Source organism: Paenibacillus sp. P5_B5 (assembly GCF_056400365.1).
In genome coordinates, this window is sequence record NZ_JBFULK010000005.1 from 139265 (window position 1) to 157844 (window position 18580).

The window sequence follows — 18580 nt, forward strand, 5'->3', positions numbered from 1 at the left end:
GATTAGACGACTATGCTCTACAATAGAAGGAAATACTTTGTTAAGCGATAGGTGATGAAATGACAATCAACATTATGAGTGCAACTGTTTCCCACTCCAAAGAAGATGGATATATCGGACAAGTCATATTCGAGTATGCGAATCAATCCGCTCCATATGAAATTATGCTGCAAAGCAAGAATAAGTACGACTGGAACTACAGCTTGAATTTTGCAAATGAATCGGGCAAGGAAGAAGATATTCTTCTCGTAGATACGAAGCTTGAAGAGGATGATGAATTCTTTGATATCTTTGTAGAAGCTGTACTTACTAAGCTTGAAGACGCTTCTGAGTAGAATACAATACAAACTCCAAATGACTTGCTAATGCGATCGAGAAAATCTCGATCGTTTTTTTATTGACTGATTATTATCTGTAACCGCATACATTTATATAATTTCAAGTATTTACCTAATTTATCAAATAGTGTATTGTTGTGATAATATACCAATTTAGTTTAGTGAGAGGCGGGGGAAGTATGAAGAGAGTATGGAGCTTAGCGCTTATCATCTGTATGCTATTCGTATTTGCTGCATGCGGTAAAACAGCTGACACCAAAGGAGCAAGCGGAGAACCAGCCAAGAAATACAAATTTGGGACTGACGCCACTTGGGCACCCCAGGAGTTTATGGAGAATGGGAAAATTGTAGGCTTTGACGTCGATTTTCTGGATGCTGTGATGAAAGAAGCTAAGTTAGATTACGAGCTTAGCAATATTACTTGGGATCCATTCCTAATTGCAGTTAAAGAGGGTAAAGAATTGGATGGCGGGATTTCCTCCGTGACGATTAGTGATGAACGCAAACAATCTTATGATTTTTCCGCTCCTTATTTCGAATCTACGAATATGATCCTCACCAAGGACGATAAGATTACAAGTGCAACTGATCTAAAGGACAAGAGAATTGGCGTTCAGAATGCTACAACTGGTCAGTTAGTGATCGAGGAGCTTTTTGGCAAGGAGAAAAAAGATCTGAATAAGTACGAGAATATTACGATGGCGTTCATGGAGCTTGATAACAATGGAGTTGATGCTGTTGTCGCGGATAATATGATCGTTAACGAATACTTGAAGAATAATCCGAACAAGAAATTCAAGGCTATTTATGATAAAAAGAACTTTGCATCCGAGTTCTATGGCATCTTGCTTCCTAAGGGAAGTGAACTTAAAGCTAAGCTAGATCCAGCTGTCAAAGCCGTATTGGAAAATGGGAAATACGCTGAGATTTATAAGAAATGGTATGGTAGTGAGCCAGATGTGAAGACATTGTTAAAAATGAAATAGGGGATCATATGATAGATTTCAGGTGGGATATAATTGAAGCTTACGCACCCTTTTTTTTCACAGGGATGTTGATGACAATTGGAATTTCCTTAGCATCGATAATACTCGGTACGATTCTAGGATTAGGCATTGGTCTAGGAAAAATGTCATCAAACCGCGTTATCCGTGCACCATTCACAGCTTATATCGATTTTTTTAGGGGGACTCCTTTGCTTGTACAAATTATGTTAGTTCACTTCGGGGTTACTCCACTTTTACTAGGCTATTCCAATGGCATTTTCTCAGCAATTCTCGCTTTGTCACTTAATTCGGCTGCGTATTGTGCTGAAATTTTCCGAGCAGGAATTCAGTCCATTGACCGTGGTCAGATGGAAGCAGCCAGGTCACTAGGGCTTAGTCATTATAAATCAATGAAATTCATTATTCTTCCACAAGCGCTTAAACGAATGATTCCTCCGTTTGGAAATGAGTTTATTGTGCTGATTAAGGATTCTTCTCTAGCTTCCATAATTGCAGTGAAGGAACTCATGTATTGGGCAAAAGCAGCACAGGGACAGTATTACAGAGTATGGGAATCTTATTTGACAATTGCAATCATTTATCTGATCTTGACCCTTACTTTAAGCAAGCTTCTGAATCGTCTCGAAAGGAAGTATCGAACAGAATGATCCGAATGACGAATCTTAAGAAGTCTTACGATAAGACGGAAGTAATTAAGGGAATCAACCTTCATGTGAAGCATAAGGAAGTTGTAGTGATTATCGGTCCATCTGGCTCAGGGAAGTCTACATTATTGCGTTGCATGAATTTACTAGAATCCTTCAATGAAGGAGAAATCGAGATTGAAGGCGTTCGGTTAACGGATAAGAAAACGGATATCAACCTGGTTCGTACCGAAGTAGGCATGGTTTTCCAGCGGTTTAATCTATTCCCGCATTTATCTGTTACGCGCAATATTACTCTAGCTCCTATGCAGGTTCGCAAGTGGAAAGAGGATGTTGCGAAGCGTAAGGCGATAGAACTGCTAGAGAAGGTAGGACTTGCTGAAAAGGCTGACGCATATGCTCCTTCTTTATCCGGTGGTCAAGCTCAACGAGTAGCAATAGCTAGAGCACTCGCAATGGAGCCGAAGATTATGCTATTTGATGAGCCTACTGCTTCTCTTGATCCAGAGATGGTAGGAGAGGTTATTAGTGTCATGAAACAGCTTGCAACAGAAGGCATGACAATGGTTGTGGTGACACACGAGATTGGCTTTGCACGAGAGGTTGCAGATCGGGTTATTTTCATTGATGGTGGTTATATCGTTGAAGAGGGTAAGCCTGAGCAGATTTTCGACCATCCGAAGCAAGAACGAACCCAAGCTTTTTTATCTAAAGTACTATAAAAAATAAGCTTACGCTATTGCGGCGCAAGCTTATTTTTATTGAATATGTTATGACTAAATTCACGATTATCATAGAACTGGAAAAACGATTTTCTTGCATTTTTCAATTTATCCGACTAGCCGAAGGGAAATCATGCCAAGTAAGGTAAGAGTAATGCCGACTACCTCTTTACGGCTAAATTGTTCATGTAAAAACAGGCGGGCATATAAAAGAACAATAAGTACGTTCATAGCGATAACCGCAGAGACAAGCCCTGTGATGCCAAGACGGAAGGCGGGCAAGAGAAACGCCATACCTGAGATGTTAAAGATACCGACGAACATGCCCCACGTAATCGTTCGGGATATGGACCAGGGAGGAGGTGCATCAGATGTTGCAGCAGTTTCATCCTGGGCAAGATTAGATACAAGAACGGTGGTGTTTCTATTCTTGCGGATGATGCCATACATCCAGGACCCTAAAAACAATATGCTCCCGGTGATATACATATAAATGAGCGTAGGAAACGTTTCTCCTTCCCACAGAACTGCCTGCTTAGAGGCAACATCGGTTATTCCGAAGGAAATGAGCATCAGCAATCCCCACTGAGCACCCTGCATGTTCGACCAAGATAGGTCGCTTGAATAGCGGATGATTAGCAAGCCGCTCAGAATAACACCGAATGCAATTGCTTGTCCCCACGAAAGTGACTCTCCCCAGAGTAGATAGGCGAAGCAAACAACAATTATCGGGGGTAGGCCACTCAGAAGTGCGATAAGAGAGGCCCGTCCAACTGCAAAACCTTTGTACATGGCAGTATTGGCAATGAACGAGAATAATCCGATTAGAATACCGACGAGAGCTCCATTGGTCCAGTTCTGCTTCATGATCAAGTTGAGTGCGAGTGCAATGAATACTCCTGACAAATAAACACCGAATAGCATTAAATTTCTATCTAGCGGTTTGCGCGAGGTCCACTGATAGAGGATTCCCCTCATACCAAAGCAGAGTGCTGCGGCGCTCGCATAGACGAACCACATACGATCATTTCCTTTCATGATGTCAAGTTTAAGGAGATGATTCCTATTGAAGGGAATCATCTCCTTATATAAGATAAATACATTATTGCGTTAACAACAAGGAAGCTCCGGCTATTCCCGGCTTCGTCATTTCAAAGGGATCGAGGATTATATTGAGTTCCTCTTCGGAGAGTACATTATACAACAAGCACAATTCACGGAGTGATTTGCCAGTTACAATCGCTTCACGTGCAATTCTAGCTGAAACTTCATACCCTAGATGAGGATTAAGTGCAGTCATGATACCAACACTTTGCTCAACATACTGCTTACAGATTTCAATGTTAGCCTCGATGCCTTCGATACAATAAGTTCTGAATACCTTAAAGGCTTGATTCATGATACTTAAGGATTGGAGCAGGTTAAAAACAAGGACAGGTTCCATCACGTTTAGCTCTAACTGACCTGCTTCTGATGCAAGGCAAATCGTATGATCATTACCAATGACCTGGAAAGCCACTTGGTTAACGACCTCACACATAACTGGGTTTACCTTGCCCGGCATGATGGAGGAGCCTGGTTGTCTAGCAGGAAGTGATATTTCAGCTAGTCCAGCGCGTGGTCCAGATGCCATCAAACGAAGATCATTGGCAATTTTGGACATGTTAATCATACAAATTTTAAGTGCAGCAGATACTTCTGTATAGGAATCTGTATTTTGTGTTGCATCAATTAAGTTCTCAGCTGATACTAATGGGAATCCACTTATTTCGGCAAGAAGCTCGGCACATCTAGTAATATAGCGTGGATCAGCATTAATGCCTGTCCCAACGGCAGTTGCACCCATGTTAACTTCAAATAAATGCTCTTTGGTTTGGCTAATTCGTTTAATATCTCTTCCAAGGACCTTGCTATAAGCAGAGAATTCTTGGCCAAGACGAATAGGAACAGCATCTTGAAGATGCGTACGCCCCATTTTGATAACGCTGTCAAATTCAGTCGATTTGGTTTCAAAAGTTTCTTTCAATTGCTCCATGGTGGTAAGTAATTGATTGATCATAGATAAGGTTGCGATATGTATAGCTGTAGGGAAAGCATCATTCGTTGATTGAGCCATATTGACATGCGTATTAGGGCTTAATTTAAAATAATCACCTTTCTTCTCACCTAGAATCTCTAGTGCACGATTCGCAATTACTTCATTCGTGTTCATATTGATTGAGGTACCAGCGCCACCTTGAATGGGATCTACGATAAACTGATCATGCCACTTACCTGATAGGATCTCATCAGCAGCGGTAACGATAGCTTCACCTAGCCTTGCGTTCAGTTGTTTGATTTCCATATTTGCAAGTGCGGCAGATTTCTTCACAATTGCCATTGCTTTAATAAGTTCTTCATGAATTCGATAACCTGTGATTGGAAAATTGTCTACAGCACGTAAAGTTTGGATTCCATAATAAACCTCAGCGGGAACTTCTCGTGAACCTAGGAAATCTTTCTCGATCCGAACTTGTTCTTGTGACATTGTAATAGCCTCCTGTTCCTATAAAGAAACATAATTTTGTGAATTCAACAATTTTAATTATATTCTTCTTTTCTATGAAGTAAACCTTCTTTTATTAAAATTATGCAGGGCTATGATCACTTGCTTGCGTCTATTAAAGGTGGAAATTAGAAATAAAAGAAACTATTTAGAAATAGGTAACGTTTATACTTGTGATGGAGAATTTTGTATGATGATTATGCTGATGTAATTGGAGAGGAGATTAAATTGTGTTAGTAGATGAAAACAGTTATTTCAAGAGACGAGGAAGAAATCCATTCTTTGCAATTATGGTTAGTTTAATGGTGTGCTTGATGTTATTCATAACTATAATGCCACAAGAAGTAAAGGCAGATGTAGAGCCTAAACTTGATATTAAGACAGAAATCGGACTTACATCCTCTACTAATTATATGAAAGAAAAAAGGATGAATCCTGTTAAACTCATACTTACGAGTACGGATGTTGATTTGATGGGAGATGTTGTCATCCAAATCGCTAACCCTAATGGTGGCAAAGACATCAGTTATGTTCAGCATGTAGAGCTGCCGAAGGGTGTCAGCAAGGAAGTCTGGTTTACTCTACCAGGTGGTCAATATTCAAAGGATAATAACGTCATTCGTTTTTATAGAGATTCACTGTCCAAAGGGAACAACGTTCCGTTTACGAGTGGTGAGGACTACTTGTATGCTACCTCTTCGAATAGCGCTAGTGTAGGCGTTCTATCAGAGGATAGTGATACATTCAATTTTTTAACGCTCCTTAGGGGGCAGAACTTGGATCTTCAGGTGAATCCACTTAAGGCAGAGAAGTTTCCAGCGAATTCTCTTATGTATGATTCACTAGATATTCTTGCGATTAATCAATTTCCATCCGAAACCCTATCACAAGGACAAGTAGAAGCGATTACGAGCTGGGTTAATAGTGGAGGTACGCTTATTTTGTCAGGCGGTGCAGGAATTGCCAAAACAACGCAAGCCTTCGAGAAATTACTACCCGTTCAATTAGAAGGCACAATCGCCGTTCAAGATTTATCCGTTCTTGCTAATATGACAGGTAGGGAGCTTCAGTTGACGGAGCCATTTACATTATCAAAGGCTAAGCCTCTTCCTGATAGTGAAGTTGTAATGGAACAGAATGGTATTCCACTAATCGTGTCCAAGTCTTATGGCAATGGAAAGGTGCTGTATGCCGCATTTGACGTAGCTCTACAACCGTTAGCTAATTGGAATGGGCATCATATTCTTTGGGGTGATTTACTCAAGGAGGAGTTTGCTGAGTATAATCAACAATCCAACATACGATACGGAGGCGGTGGCGTATACTGGCAGATTGATAATGCGCTCGATTATTTTCCATCGATACAGTCGCCTCCATTTAGCTTGCTTGTCGTACTATTGATTATTTATGCCATTATAGTCGCGCCAATCTTATATTTAATACTTAAGTATTTTGATAAGCGTGAATGGTCTTGGGTGATCATCCCATCCATAGCGATTGTCTCAAGTATAGGTATCTTCTTTGCGGGGGCTTCCAATAAAGCTTCCATGATTGGTCATACACTAACCTCGATTGAATTAAATGGTGATGGACAAGGAAACCGTAGTGGCGGTGTTGCATTGTTCGTTCCTAATAGTGGAGATTATACGTTGTCCTTGAATAATAAGACATTCCCAACAGCATTCGATACCATTAGCCGTGGACAACAAGGGTTACATGGTGAATCTGATCTTCAGATTCGGTCTGTTGAAGATGCTACAGAGTTGGAATTTAAGAAGGTACCTTTCTGGTCAGTACGTAAAGCCATGCTACAAGAAAACGGGATTCAACAGCTTGGTGCGATAGAAAGCGAGTTGTTTGTCAATGCTTCAGGGCAAATGGAAGGTAAGGTAACGAATAACACACTTTCAGATTTAAAAGATGCTTTCATATTATTTGATGGTCAAACCGTTAAGTTAGGCGACATCAGGCGCAAGGATACAGTCTCATATACTTTAGCGACTAGTATATCAAATACGATGTATTACGGCGATTTAGGCTATATGGTTTATCCACATTCAGGCTCTAACGATACCTTTGAGCGCCAAAGGCAACTATTAAATTTTCATAGTAATAGAAACTTATCCTTGAATACTGGACTACCCAGCTTTTTTGCTTGGAGTGAAGATCAAGGAATTGATTTTACTGTAGATGGTCAGAAGATTAAGAATGACCAATTAACGCTCTGGTCACAGCAGATTGAGCTGAATCTCGTGAAGGATAAGCAAATTACGGTTCCTCGTGGTTATATCAAACCTACGATTACTGAAGTGAATTCACAAAGCTTCGGTCAAGATAAAATGTCACAAACCATCAATCTCTCTGATGGATATGTAGTTGTAGAGTATCGCTTGCCATCAGTGGCTAATGCCAAGTTCACCGAGCTTGTTATCGATAATATGAATCAGAATGTAGTGGTGGAACTGTGGGATGCTGTTAAGAAGGCATGGGTGAAAGTAGATTTAAGCACAGCGTATACGCTCGATCAAGCTGCACTTGCGCCATTTATTGATCGTGGTAAATATATTCAAATGAAGTTTAGTATCATTACAGGTGGAGACATTCGTATGCCTGAAATTGCAGTGAAAGGAGAGGTGTCGCCATGATCGAAATTAAGAATCTAACTAAAACGTATGGATCATTTACAGCACTCCAATCACTTAATATGCAGGTTGATAAAGGAAGTGTATTTGGCTTTGTTGGACCTAATGGAGCGGGTAAATCAACAACGATGTCGATTTTGGCGACGCTGCTATTGCCAACATCAGGTACAGCTAGAGTAGGAGGCTATGAAGTAACACAGAATCCTAAGGAAGTTCGTAAGCTAATTGGCTATATGCCGGATTTTTTTGGCGTGTATGATCAGTTTAAGACGATGGAGTATTTACATTTTTATGGTGCTAGCTACGGAATTCCGCGTGTCGAGCGCAATAAACTGATCCCACAGTTACTTGAACTGGTTAACCTAACTGATAAAGCAGATTTCTATGTCGATACTTTATCTCGGGGGATGAAGCAGCGCTTATGTCTTGCAAGAAGTCTTGTACACGATCCTGAATTACTTATTCTGGATGAACCAGCTTCAGGTCTAGATCCACGTGCAAGAATTGAAATGAGAGAAATTCTCAAGGAACTAAAAGCGATGGGGAAAACGATTATCATATCATCCCATATTTTGCCCGAGCTAGCTGAAATGGTAGATGAAATAGGCGTTATCGAGCACGGGCAGATGATCGCACAGGGGAAAGTTCAAGATATTCAGAATCGTATTCAAGTGAACCGAGTGCTGCATATCAGGTTTATGGAACGAGCAGAGGAAGCAGTGCAGCTGTTACGAGATGAGCAATATGTCTCTATGGTGTTACAGGATGAAAGAGGAGTTCATGTTCATTTCAGTGGGCATGATGACGACCAAGCACAATTATTACGTAAAATGATGGATAAAGGCTTTCCTATTATTTCATTTAATGAAGCTCAGACGAATTTGGAAGATGTATTCTTAGAGATTACCAAAGGGGGTGTTCAGCCATGAAAAGCTTTAATTTGCGAGGGAAGCTAATTAATCCAATGTTAGATAAGGAATTTAGACTTCGTATGCGCACCCCTCGTTCCATGTTCGCTTTATTATTTTATGTTCTAGCACTTGGTGTGTTTGCGATGGGATACATTTATGTAACAACAGGAATGTTTGGTTCTGGTTCTGCTCGGTTCGATCCTGAAGTGAGCCGGATTATGTTCTATTTCTTATCCATTGGCCAGCTTGTGCTTATTGCATTCATGACACCAGGCTTAACTGCGGGTGTGATCAGTGGAGAGCGAGAAAAACAGACGCTTAACATTCTACTGACGACTCAGCAAAGCTCATCGACAATTATCCTTAGTAAGCTCGTTTCGTCACTTAGTTTTATGACATTAATTGTGATTTCTACTTTACCGATATATAGTATTGTATTTTTATATGGTGGGATATCGCCTAAGCAGCTTATGCTTGTATTCTTGTTTTATGTATTTATTATGCTGCTGTTAGGTTCTCTCGGTATTTTGTTCTCTACGCTGTTTAAGCGGACGGTTGTTGCGATTATCGTAACTTATGGTGTTGGAGGAGTTATATTCCTAGGAACAGGATTAATATATATCCTTGCGATGAGCATTTCCCAGCGGAATTATTATCAAGTCACTCCAGTTGTAAGTGATTATTCTTGGACAGGTTATATTCTTGGATTAAATCCAGCTGGGGCACTTATTAGTATTTTTGAGGATGGATTCTCTAAAGAAGTATTCAGGGTGCATGGGCCAGGTGCTGCTACAGCAAGTGCTCCGATTGAATTATGGCAAGAATTTCTGATTGTTTATACCCTTATAATTGTAGGTGCGTTATGGCTTAGTATTCGTAAGATTAGACCTATTGCTCGCAAACATAAGGATCATGATGAGCTTTCATCAAAGGGTAACCAAGAACAAGTACAGCAGTAAACTAAATTAGCAGCAAAGTGAAGGTGGGTCAAGTGGAGACAGGTTCAAATGATAACGTAATGTCACAAGTCAAATCTGCAAAATCGGATGAGCTGATCCATTTGCTTACTCCTGTTCAAAGAAGGCTTATTCTATTTCGTTTATTGCATAATGGCTTCTGGGGATTAATGGCTGGTTGTCTAACTGCAATCATTTGGTTACTCCTAGGTAGATTTATACCTTTGAATTATTTATATGAAGTTAGCATGATCCTCGTGTTCGTTGGACTCCTCTCTGGCATCATATGGGGAGTTGCGCGTAAATTACCTCTTACAAAATCCGCTGAAGTTGTGGATTCTTTCGATAGAAGTAATGCCATTGTAACAGCCCTGAATTATATGAAAGAAGAATCTCCTGTCGTAGCACTTCAACGGGAACAGGCGATTGAGGTTGGGAAAACATTCAACAAGCGAATTTGCGAGCATATGCCAATACCTTCCAAGCGGAAGCAGCTCATAAGTATTGGAGTAAGTATTATTGTGCTTATTGTGTTAGTTGTGCTACCTAATTCTATGGATGAGGTGCTTGCCAAAGAGAAGCAAGAGCGTGAATTTGTGCAGGAGCAACAAGCAAAGCTAGACACCTTGAAGCAGCAAATTGAAGAGAAGAAGCTGCCAGCTATAGCAGAACAAACGGTCAAACAACCAATTGAACGATTAGAGGAACGACTGAGTAATTCCAAGAATGTCGATCAAGCATTAGAAGAGATGGAACGTGCAATGAAGGAAATGCAGTCTTTGGCTGGGGATTTGAAGAAAGAGCAGATTAAATCTGAGCAGCTTCTGCATGATATGGCGAAGCAGAACATGTTAGCTGAGGTTGCTAAGTCGATGCGTCAAGGTGATCCAAATGAGTTGAAGAATGCGATGGATAAGCTTAAGCAGGATGTGAATAAACTTAGTCCTGAAGCCAAAGAAGCGCTCGCTAAACAGCTCGAACAGCTAGCAGATGCTGTGCCACAAGATGGTAAGGCGGAAAGTGATGCCTTGCGCAAAGCATTAGAGGCTGCTGCAGCTGCAGCGAAGGAGCCGGGTGGGGATGCGAATGAGCTGCAAGAAAAATTAGCGGAGCTGAACGAGCAGCTTGCGAATGCGTTAGCGAAGATGGACGCATCGAAGCAATCATTAGCTGCGATGCAAGCGCAGCTGGCACAGCTCGGCGAGCAAGGCCAGCAGCTCGCTCAGCAAGCGACGGCGGCAGGCCTTGCCGTCGCTAATGCTTGGTCCGCCGGGCAGAGCTCGGCGGATGCTCTTGCCGCGGCGGGAGGCGCTGGCGCCGCGGATGACGCGGCGTGGGACGAAGCCGCCGCGAAGGCGCAGGGCAGCGGCGCCGGCAGTCGCCAAGGCGCAGGATCAGGCAGCGGCGCCGGCAGTGGCCAAGGCGCAGGATCAGGCAGCGGCGCCGGCAGTGGCCAGGGCGCTGGATCAGGCAGCGGCGCTGGCAGTGGCCAAGGCGCCGGATCAGGCAGCGGCGCCGGCAGTGGCCAGGGCGCCGGTAAAGGTAGCGGCGCCGGCCTTGGCGAAGGCTCCCGCAACTTGATCATGACCCCTCGGAAGTATGAAGGGGAGGGCAACATTTATAAAGATAACGGACCGAATAATGATAAGGGCGGCGAGACGCAGAAGGGCGGTACTTCGCCAATGATTGATGGCGTAAGCAGGCCGTATGAAGAAGTGTACAATCAATATGCGACTGAAGCGAAGGATGCGCTCAACCGGGCACCCTTGCCAGAGCGAATGCAAGGGCTAGTTGAACAATATTTCTTAGAGATACAGCCGAATCCTTAGATCAGCAATGTAATTTTAAAGGAGTGATACCTGTTATGGTAGATTTGAAAGTGCAATTGGAAGAATGGTCGGGAACGATAACATCCGTAAGGGAACAAGTTGAGCGTGTGATCGTTGGACAACAGGAAGTGGTTGAGCAGATCCTTTGGTGCATATTTGCTGGAGGACATGCACTGCTTGAAGGGATTCCTGGTCTTGGCAAGACCAAGCTTGTTCAGACGGTCGCAGATGCACTCAAACTGTCGTTCTCCAGAATTCAGTTCACGCCTGATCTTATGCCAACAGATATAACGGGTACGAATATTATTCAGTTCGGTTTGCAAGGGGATACCTCTTATCGGTTTCAACCCGGACCGATCTTTAGTCATATTGTATTAGCGGATGAAATCAACCGTGCGACTCCCAAAACACAGAGTGCTTTACTTGAAGCGATGCAGGAGAAGACGGTTACTACTGGGGGAGGAACACATCGTTTACCACTCCCATTCTTTGTTTTGGCTACGCAGAATCCAATTGAAAATGAAGGAACTTACCCGCTTCCAGAGGCGCAGTTAGATCGTTTTATGCTGAAGATTAACGTTTCTTATCCCACACCCGACGAGCTTAAAGAAATTGTACGTCGTACAACAGCAGTTCATGAGGTTCGTGCGGAGGCTGTTGCAACTGCGGAGCAAGTGCTTTCTGTACAGCAAGGTGCCAAAGGAGTACTTGTTGCAGAGGAAGTGCTTGATTATGCGGTCAGATTGTTAACGATGACCCACTCTGATCAGAAGGACGCTCCAGAATCGGTACATAAATATGTTCGATTCGGCTCCGGACCTCGGGGGATTCAATCGATTATTAACTTAAGTAAGGTACGTGCGCTGAATGCAGGAAGATTACATGTATCTATTCATGATATACAGAAGGTTGCAGTTCCGGCTTTAAGACATCGTTTACTACTTAATTATGAAGGACAAGCAATGGGTGTGTTAACAGACAACATCGTGCAGGATATTCTATCCGCCTTGGAGAAAACGCGATGACAGCTAGTAAGTTATACTTGCCTAATGATTTGTTGTTGCAGCTCGAACAGTTATCTTTGGTAGCGAAGAGGCGGATTCGAGGAACGATGCAGGGCAAGAGGCGATCCAAGCAGCTTGGTTCGTCGCTAGAGTTTGCTGATTACAGGGAATATACACCCGGTGATGATACACGTCGATTCGATTGGGGAGTTTACGGACGGACAGGCAAGCCGTTTATTAAACAATACATGGATGAGCAAGAGCTGCAGGTGCACTTGTTTATTGATGCATCGCCATCTATGAATTTTGGTGGAGAGCTCAGCGGTACCCTTGTCGAAGGAGGGAAGGTAGGCAACAAGCTAGACTATGCAAAACAACTTGCTGCCTGTATTGGCTATATTGCCTTATCTTCGTATGACCGAGTTGACGCTGCTTGTTTTGCAGATCGAATAATCAATCATACACCGCTGCTCAGAGGTAAGGGTTCAGCAGCCAGGCTATTTCAATTCATGGAATCGGCGGAAGGTCTAGCAGTGGATAAGCAAGGTACTAAACAAGGTAGTAAAAACGGCAATATACAAGGGAATAGTCAAGCTGACTCCTATTTTGCACGACCTTTTATGAATCCATATGCACTTTCACGTCAGCAAGGAATGACCTTTATATTCTCAGATTTTCTCGCTGAGCAAGGTGTTGAAGAAGCGCTATCTTATATGATAGCTGCAAGGCAAGAAGTCGTTGTAGTGCAGGTGCTTCACCAGCAAGAGCTTGAACCATCATTAATTGGTGATCTCAAATTAATTGACAGCGAGCAAAGTGGAGGTAAAGAGGTTGCTGTGTCCGGTCGTGTATTACGTGCTTATCAAGATGTTGTGCAGACGTATACCGACGGTTTAAGACAGTATTGTCATGAACGTGGAATGACGTATGTAATGGCACGGACGGATTTACCAGTAAGCGAAATGGTGTTGAAACTATTACGCCAGACAGGTGTTTTAATATAGAAACTCGTGGTCTATAGAAAGTCTTGTTTCTTTGTAAGTAACTAAGAAAGCAGGTGAGGTACGTGCGGTTTGAATCATTCGCGAGCATCGGATTCGCCCTATCATTAGGTGCGATCATTGTGATGTATTTACTAAAACGCAAATATGTCGATACCGTTGTACCAAGTCACATGCTCTGGAATCGTGTACTACGTAACATGGAGGCGAATAAGCCTTGGCAGAAGCTGCGTAATCAAATGTTATTTTGGATACAAATGCTGATAGCTGCGCTGCTTGTGTTTGCTTTAATGGAGCCTTTGATTCCATCTGAGAGGGGAGTTAAAGCTCATCTTGTTATTGTTGCTGATACATCTGCTAGCATGGCTGCTATGGATATGCAGAATGAGCAAGGTCAATCGGTTTCACGAATCGAACAGATGAAATCTAAATTACAACAATTCGTTGCTGGACCAGCGAGTAAGAGTGAAATCACTCTGATTCGCGTGGGAGAACAGCCTGAGTTGATCGAGTCAAGGCAAACGAATGAATCTGCTTTATTCCAATCTATAGATAAACTAGCAGTGAATTACGGTGTTAGCAGTTATCGAGAAACGATGTCACTAGCCGCTTCGCTGACTCGTATGGATAAGGATGCAGAAATTATTGTTTATACGGATATGCAGTGGCCAGAGCAATTGACAGGATTGACATACGATGTACCGGTTCGCGTGGAGCAGATTTCAGGTCAGGGTCATAATGTGGCTATTGCACAATTCGGAGTCAAAAAGACGGGTACTAGTGAATCTGATCAGGCACAAGGTGTAGCTGTTATTCGGAATTGGTCGAACGAGTCGCAAACTCTAGATGTGGTGTTAAGTATTGGTGATGGTGATCAAATAGGCGATGTGCAGACAATTACCTTACTCCCGGGTGCACAGAAAACACTGAAGTTTGAGGGATTACCAATAGCTTCGCATTATGCGTTGCGATTAGATATTGATGATGCGCTTCAAGAGGATAATATAGCTTATTCCTTCTTAACGGAGCAAGGTCAACAACGTGTATTGCTCCTTACAGAAGGTAATTTATTTCTAGAGAAGGCACTTCAGCTATCGGGTACGGAAGTTGTTAAAATTCAGCTTCCTCCCATGGATGAGAATACCGATTTATCTAGTGTGAAGCAGATTGTTCCAGATACTCCTATCGATATGGTCATTCTTGACAGAGTTGCAGATCAGTCAATTGATTCACCTGAGTGGGTGGATCTCTTCAAGCAAAAGCCAGTTTGGCGTATTGGCAGTCGTGATCAATCGGCAACCGTTACACCAACAACAGATGTATTTGAGATCAAGGAGCATCCTATTAATCGATATATAAGTATGAATGATACGCATATATCACAGCTTGGTGCTGTGAAATCTGTACCTTGGGGGCAACCGATTATTGAGCTTGGCGATAATCCAGTGGTGTTCGCAGGAACTGAACAAGGTCAGCCACGTCTACTATTAAATTATGATCTTCATCAATCGGATTTGCCACTACGTGCCGAGTTCCCGATATTTGTACGCAATAGTATCGAATGGCTTGGTGAATCCCAAATGATATCTTTAGGACGATTAATAGCTGGAACGACTAAAGAAGTTGCTATATCGCCCAGAGCTACAACTGCCGAATGGAAATTATTAAACAAGTTTAAAAGTGATTCTGGTTCAGAAGCTGCTGTTCCTCAAGGATCTCTAGAGTTAAGTAGTAAATCAACCTACCAGATGGTACCTGCCGTGCCTGGATTGTACCAATTCGTGCAGAAAGATTTGTCAGGCAATGTGATTTCTACAGCTAATGCGGAAATAACGATGGACAGTAAAGAATCTAACATTGCACTGCAATCAGAGCTTACTTTTCCATTAGCAAGTTCTCTTAATGTACAAGTTCAGACAGACGATCTTGATCCTACAGAGTCAATATTGAGTCAGCAAACAGATGTGCAGTTAATGAAATTGCTAGCGATGCTCGTCATCCTTCTCATCCTGTTCGAATGGGGGGTGTATCAACGTGGGAATTCAATTTAGTTGGCCTTGGGCACTTCTCCTAATGGCATTAATCGCGCCTGCGATGATTTATTTCTATAAGAGGGATCAACGACTTTATGGATTTCGCAAAAAGCTCGTCTTCTTCCTTCGCTCTCTAGCACTTCTATTGCTAGTTCTTGCTGTATCAGGTATGCAAAGCTACATCATGCATATAGAGAAGCATATTGCTTATGTAATCGATAAGTCAGACAGTATGCCCGAATCAACTGATTTACAGGAATGGATGAAGCAATCAGCAGCGAGCAAAGGTGAGAAGGATCAGTTTGCAGTTATTTCTGCCGGACTCGAGTCTGCGATTGAACGTAGTATGTCTGTCTTACCATCTAACTTTGTCCAGTCAGCCCAGTTAAGTCGGCAGTTCTCGAATATGGAGCAAGGCTTGCAAGTAGCAAGCAGTCTATTACCCATTCCAGAAGCATCGCGAATTGTACTTGTGACTGATGGGGAAGAGAACGTGGGTAACATGCATAGGCAAGCCAAAATGCTCAAAAACCGAGACATTCCAATTGATGTGCTGCAGGTTCCTAGACAAGTAGTAGGAGATGTAGCCATAGAGCGACTACAAATTCCTGAGAAGCTTTATCAGGCAGAGAAATTCGCTTTCGAAATATCGATTCGAAGTACACTAGCCGGAAGTGCTGAACTCCGGATTTATGAAGATAATCGCGAACTAGCGGCAATGCCTATAGAGGTTGAACGGGGAGATAATCAAATCGTGCTTCAGGGGATTGCCAAAACGCCTGGCCTACATCAATATCGTGCCGAAATCTATATGGATGGCGATAAGCAAGCAATTAATAATGTTGGCTATGCATTTAGCAAAGTAATTGGGGCTCCTAGGGTTATGATTGTCGAAGGACAGCCGAACACCTCAGGTAATATTGCAGCTGCACTTGAATCAGGAATTGTACAACATGAGATTATAGCGCCGGAGCTGTTTCCACGAGAACTGATGAAATTAACGGCTTACGACAGCATTATTCTCAACAACGTATCCGCAGATCGTTTTTCCATCTCGCAGATGGAAATGATGGAGAAAGCGGTAAGCACCTATGGAATTGGACTCATGATGGTTGGTGGGGAAGATAGCTATGGGATGGGTGGGTATTTTAAAACACCTATTGAAAAAGCACTTCCGGTTCGAATGGAACTAGAAGGGAAGCGGGAAATTCCATCACTTGGACTAGTCCTCGTCATTGACCGTTCGGGTAGTATGTCTGACGATAAGATGGAGCTTGCCAAGGAATCAGCGATACGGACTGTTGAATTAATGCGTTCCAAGGATACCGTTGGTGTAGTAGCTTTTGATTCCCAGCCTTGGTGGGTTGTCGAGCCTCAAAAATTGACAGATAAACAGCAGGTTATGAATCAAATTCGATCAATTCAAGCTGAAGGTGGTACTGATATTTATCCAGCCCTAAAGTCCGGGTTTGATAAGCTCAAAGAGGTTGATGCGCAGCGAAAACACATCATTCTGATGACAGATGGTCAATCAGCGAATAACCCTGATTATAAATCAATGTTAGATGAGATGGTCAAGCTCCAAATAACGCTATCCACCGTCGGAGTTGGACAAGATACAGATGTACAGTTGCTAGAATGGCTAGCGAAGGAAGCGAAGGGACGCTCTTATTTTACGAACGACCAGAGTACACTCCCAGCTATATTTAGTCGCGAAGCTGTCATGATGGCTCGTTCTTACATCGTGAACCAGCCGTTCGTACCGGCACTAGGAGCGGTGAATGATTGGAGTAAACTATTTGCAGACGGTGTTCCTCAGATTCAGGCTTATGTGGCAACAACAGTGAAAGAAGCGGCTGAACCTATTCTGCTCAGTCCTGAACCTGATCCATTGCTTGCAAGATGGCAATATGGTTCGGGTAGAACAGTGGCTTGGACGAGTGATTTAACAGGTAAATGGTCCAAGGATTGGATTGAATGGGGAGCGTTCTCGGAAGTATTTGCGCAGATGGTAAAATGGACGTTTCCGCAATTTGTTGCTTCTCCATTCGAAGTAAATACAGTACTTAGCGGTAATGAAGCGACACTGCGTGTTACGAGCACAGATGATGCTTCCACATGGGATGAACTGAAGGCCGTTGTAACAGATGATAAGCTACAATCACAAGAGGTGACGTTAACGCAAGTTTTGCCAGGAGAGTATGAGGGAAGCTTACCACTTCATGACGCTGGCGCTTATGTGATTAACTTTACCCCAATCCAAGATGGTACTGCACAGAACGAAGTTAGTGCCGGTAATATAGGTGTGGTTGTTCCTTATTCTCCTGAATATAGAATTCCTTCTTCATCTAAAACAGCTGATCAGTCCTTACTTGAAATTGCGCAGCTGACAGGTGGTAGGATACTATCGCTTGACAAGCCTAATGAAGTATTTACAGGAGATACAGAGCCTCGCAAGCAATTGTATGATCTGAGTCGTGTCTTAATCATAACAGCCTTGATCCTATGGTTACTGGATATTGCAGTTCGTCGTTTATCGATACGTTGGGAACTTATTTATTCTTGGGCGATTATCGGATTACAAAAACGGAGAATTAGTAATGACGCAGGCAATAATCAGCAGCAATCGGTTCAAGATTCTCGGATGGAACGATTACAACAGCGTAAACGACAAACCGGTCAATTTTATACAGAACGTAGTAATCAAGATGAACAGTTGAAGGGTAATTCACTACTTAAGAGTGAGGAGTCACCTATTAAGCATGCAGCACAAATTGTAAATAATGATAAGGTTAAGAATAAACTTGAAGCTAAACCTTCAACATCGTCTCCTAAAGAAGATATAAACAATTCAGCATCGAATCAAAGTAAGGAAAGTAACCAAAGCGACCAAAGTAATACGGTTAATCGATTATTAAATGCTAAGAAACGCAATCAAAGATAATTTA

14 protein-coding genes are annotated in these 18580 nt (G+C 42.6%); 12 read left to right on the plus strand and 2 right to left on the minus strand.

The features are described from left to right. Positions 1-59: 59 nt before the first annotated feature. The 4 genes from AC1DOK_RS08465 (at position 60) to AC1DOK_RS08480 (ending at position 2711) form a co-directional block, all read left to right on the plus strand. Positions 60-335 (plus strand): hypothetical protein, encoded by a 276-nt coding sequence (locus AC1DOK_RS08465; RefSeq protein WP_477553819.1) that lies wholly within the window; start codon positions 60-62, stop codon positions 333-335. A 182-nt stretch (positions 336-517) separates the two neighbouring features. Beyond that, positions 518-1324: a transporter substrate-binding domain-containing protein gene (locus tag AC1DOK_RS08470; RefSeq protein WP_477553820.1), complete on the plus strand. Its 807-nt coding sequence runs from the start codon at positions 518-520 to the stop codon at positions 1322-1324. An 11-nt stretch (positions 1325-1335) separates the two neighbouring features. Then, a complete protein-coding gene (locus tag AC1DOK_RS08475) occupies positions 1336-1992 on the plus strand; it encodes an amino acid ABC transporter permease (protein ID WP_477554115.1) in 657 nt (218 codons plus the stop codon). Then, the gene (locus AC1DOK_RS08480) at positions 1989-2711 is read left to right on the plus strand and encodes an amino acid ABC transporter ATP-binding protein (RefSeq protein ID WP_477553821.1); all 723 of its coding nucleotides are present in this window, start codon (positions 1989-1991) and stop codon (positions 2709-2711) included. The genes AC1DOK_RS08475 and AC1DOK_RS08480 overlap by 4 nt, the downstream gene beginning before the upstream one ends. Positions 2712-2819: 108 nt before the next feature. On the opposite strand, the gene AC1DOK_RS08485 is transcribed toward AC1DOK_RS08480, so the two are convergent. Together AC1DOK_RS08485 and aspA are read right to left on the minus strand one after the other, a co-directional pair. Beyond that, on the minus strand, positions 2820-3749 hold the full coding sequence (locus tag AC1DOK_RS08485; RefSeq protein ID WP_477553822.1) for an EamA family transporter: 930 nt from the start codon (positions 3747-3749) through the stop codon (positions 2820-2822). Between the two features lie 64 nt (positions 3750-3813). Further along, positions 3814-5238: an aspartate ammonia-lyase gene (aspA, locus tag AC1DOK_RS08490; RefSeq protein WP_477553823.1), complete on the minus strand. Its 1425-nt coding sequence runs from the start codon at positions 5236-5238 to the stop codon at positions 3814-3816. A gap of 248 nt (positions 5239-5486) precedes the next feature. Here aspA and AC1DOK_RS08495 point away from each other — a divergent pair, with 248 nt between their 5' ends. From AC1DOK_RS08495 to AC1DOK_RS08530, 8 genes are all read left to right on the plus strand, one after another. Then, complete coding sequence (locus AC1DOK_RS08495) at positions 5487-7901, plus strand: DUF7408 domain-containing protein (RefSeq protein ID WP_477553824.1); 2415 nt, start codon at positions 5487-5489, stop codon at positions 7899-7901. Further along, entirely contained in the window at positions 7898-8827 is a 930-nt protein-coding gene (locus AC1DOK_RS08500; protein WP_477553825.1) for an ABC transporter ATP-binding protein, read from the plus strand. Before AC1DOK_RS08495 ends, AC1DOK_RS08500 begins: the two co-directional genes overlap by 4 nt. Then, positions 8824-9768: an ABC transporter permease gene (locus AC1DOK_RS08505; protein ID WP_477553826.1), complete on the plus strand. Its 945-nt coding sequence runs from the start codon at positions 8824-8826 to the stop codon at positions 9766-9768. The genes AC1DOK_RS08500 and AC1DOK_RS08505 overlap by 4 nt, the downstream gene beginning before the upstream one ends. 32 nt (positions 9769-9800) lie before the next feature. Further along, a complete protein-coding gene (locus AC1DOK_RS08510) occupies positions 9801-11594 on the plus strand; it encodes a phage tail tape measure protein (RefSeq protein WP_477553827.1) in 1794 nt (597 codons plus the stop codon). A gap of 35 nt (positions 11595-11629) precedes the next feature. Further along, positions 11630-12619 carry an AAA family ATPase gene (locus AC1DOK_RS08515; RefSeq protein ID WP_477553828.1) on the plus strand — a complete coding sequence of 330 codons (990 nt, stop codon included), beginning with the start codon at positions 11630-11632 and terminating at the stop codon, positions 12617-12619. Further along, a complete protein-coding gene (locus AC1DOK_RS08520; protein WP_477553829.1) occupies positions 12616-13602 on the plus strand; it encodes a DUF58 domain-containing protein in 987 nt (328 codons plus the stop codon). Before AC1DOK_RS08515 ends, AC1DOK_RS08520 begins: the two co-directional genes overlap by 4 nt. A gap of 62 nt (positions 13603-13664) precedes the next feature. Then, positions 13665-15650: a vWA domain-containing protein gene (locus AC1DOK_RS08525; RefSeq protein WP_477553830.1), complete on the plus strand. Its 1986-nt coding sequence runs from the start codon at positions 13665-13667 to the stop codon at positions 15648-15650. Beyond that, a complete protein-coding gene (locus tag AC1DOK_RS08530) occupies positions 15634-18576 on the plus strand; it encodes a VWA domain-containing protein (RefSeq protein WP_477553831.1) in 2943 nt (980 codons plus the stop codon). Before AC1DOK_RS08525 ends, AC1DOK_RS08530 begins: the two co-directional genes overlap by 17 nt. Positions 18577-18580 lie beyond the last annotated feature (4 nt).

What these genes read in the sequence shown, in the direction of transcription:
- AC1DOK_RS08465 (WP_477553819.1), top strand. Translation starts at nt 60, where the DNA reads ATGACAATCAACATTATGAGTGCAACTGTTTCCCACTCCAAAGAAGAT.
- AC1DOK_RS08470 (WP_477553820.1), top strand. Translation starts at nt 518, where the DNA reads ATGAAGAGAGTATGGAGCTTAGCGCTTATCATCTGTATGCTATTCGTA.
- AC1DOK_RS08480 (WP_477553821.1), top strand. Translation starts at nt 1,989, where the DNA reads ATGATCCGAATGACGAATCTTAAGAAGTCTTACGATAAGACGGAAGTA.
- AC1DOK_RS08485 (WP_477553822.1), bottom strand. Translation starts at nt 3,749, where the DNA reads ATGAAAGGAAATGATCGTATGTGGTTCGTCTATGCGAGCGCCGCAGCA.
- aspA (WP_477553823.1), bottom strand. Translation starts at nt 5,238, where the DNA reads ATGTCACAAGAACAAGTTCGGATCGAGAAAGATTTCCTAGGTTCACGA.
- AC1DOK_RS08500 (WP_477553825.1), top strand. Translation starts at nt 7,898, where the DNA reads ATGATCGAAATTAAGAATCTAACTAAAACGTATGGATCATTTACAGCA.
- AC1DOK_RS08505 (WP_477553826.1), top strand. Translation starts at nt 8,824, where the DNA reads ATGAAAAGCTTTAATTTGCGAGGGAAGCTAATTAATCCAATGTTAGAT.
- AC1DOK_RS08515 (WP_477553828.1), top strand. Translation starts at nt 11,630, where the DNA reads ATGGTAGATTTGAAAGTGCAATTGGAAGAATGGTCGGGAACGATAACA.
- AC1DOK_RS08520 (WP_477553829.1), top strand. Translation starts at nt 12,616, where the DNA reads ATGACAGCTAGTAAGTTATACTTGCCTAATGATTTGTTGTTGCAGCTC.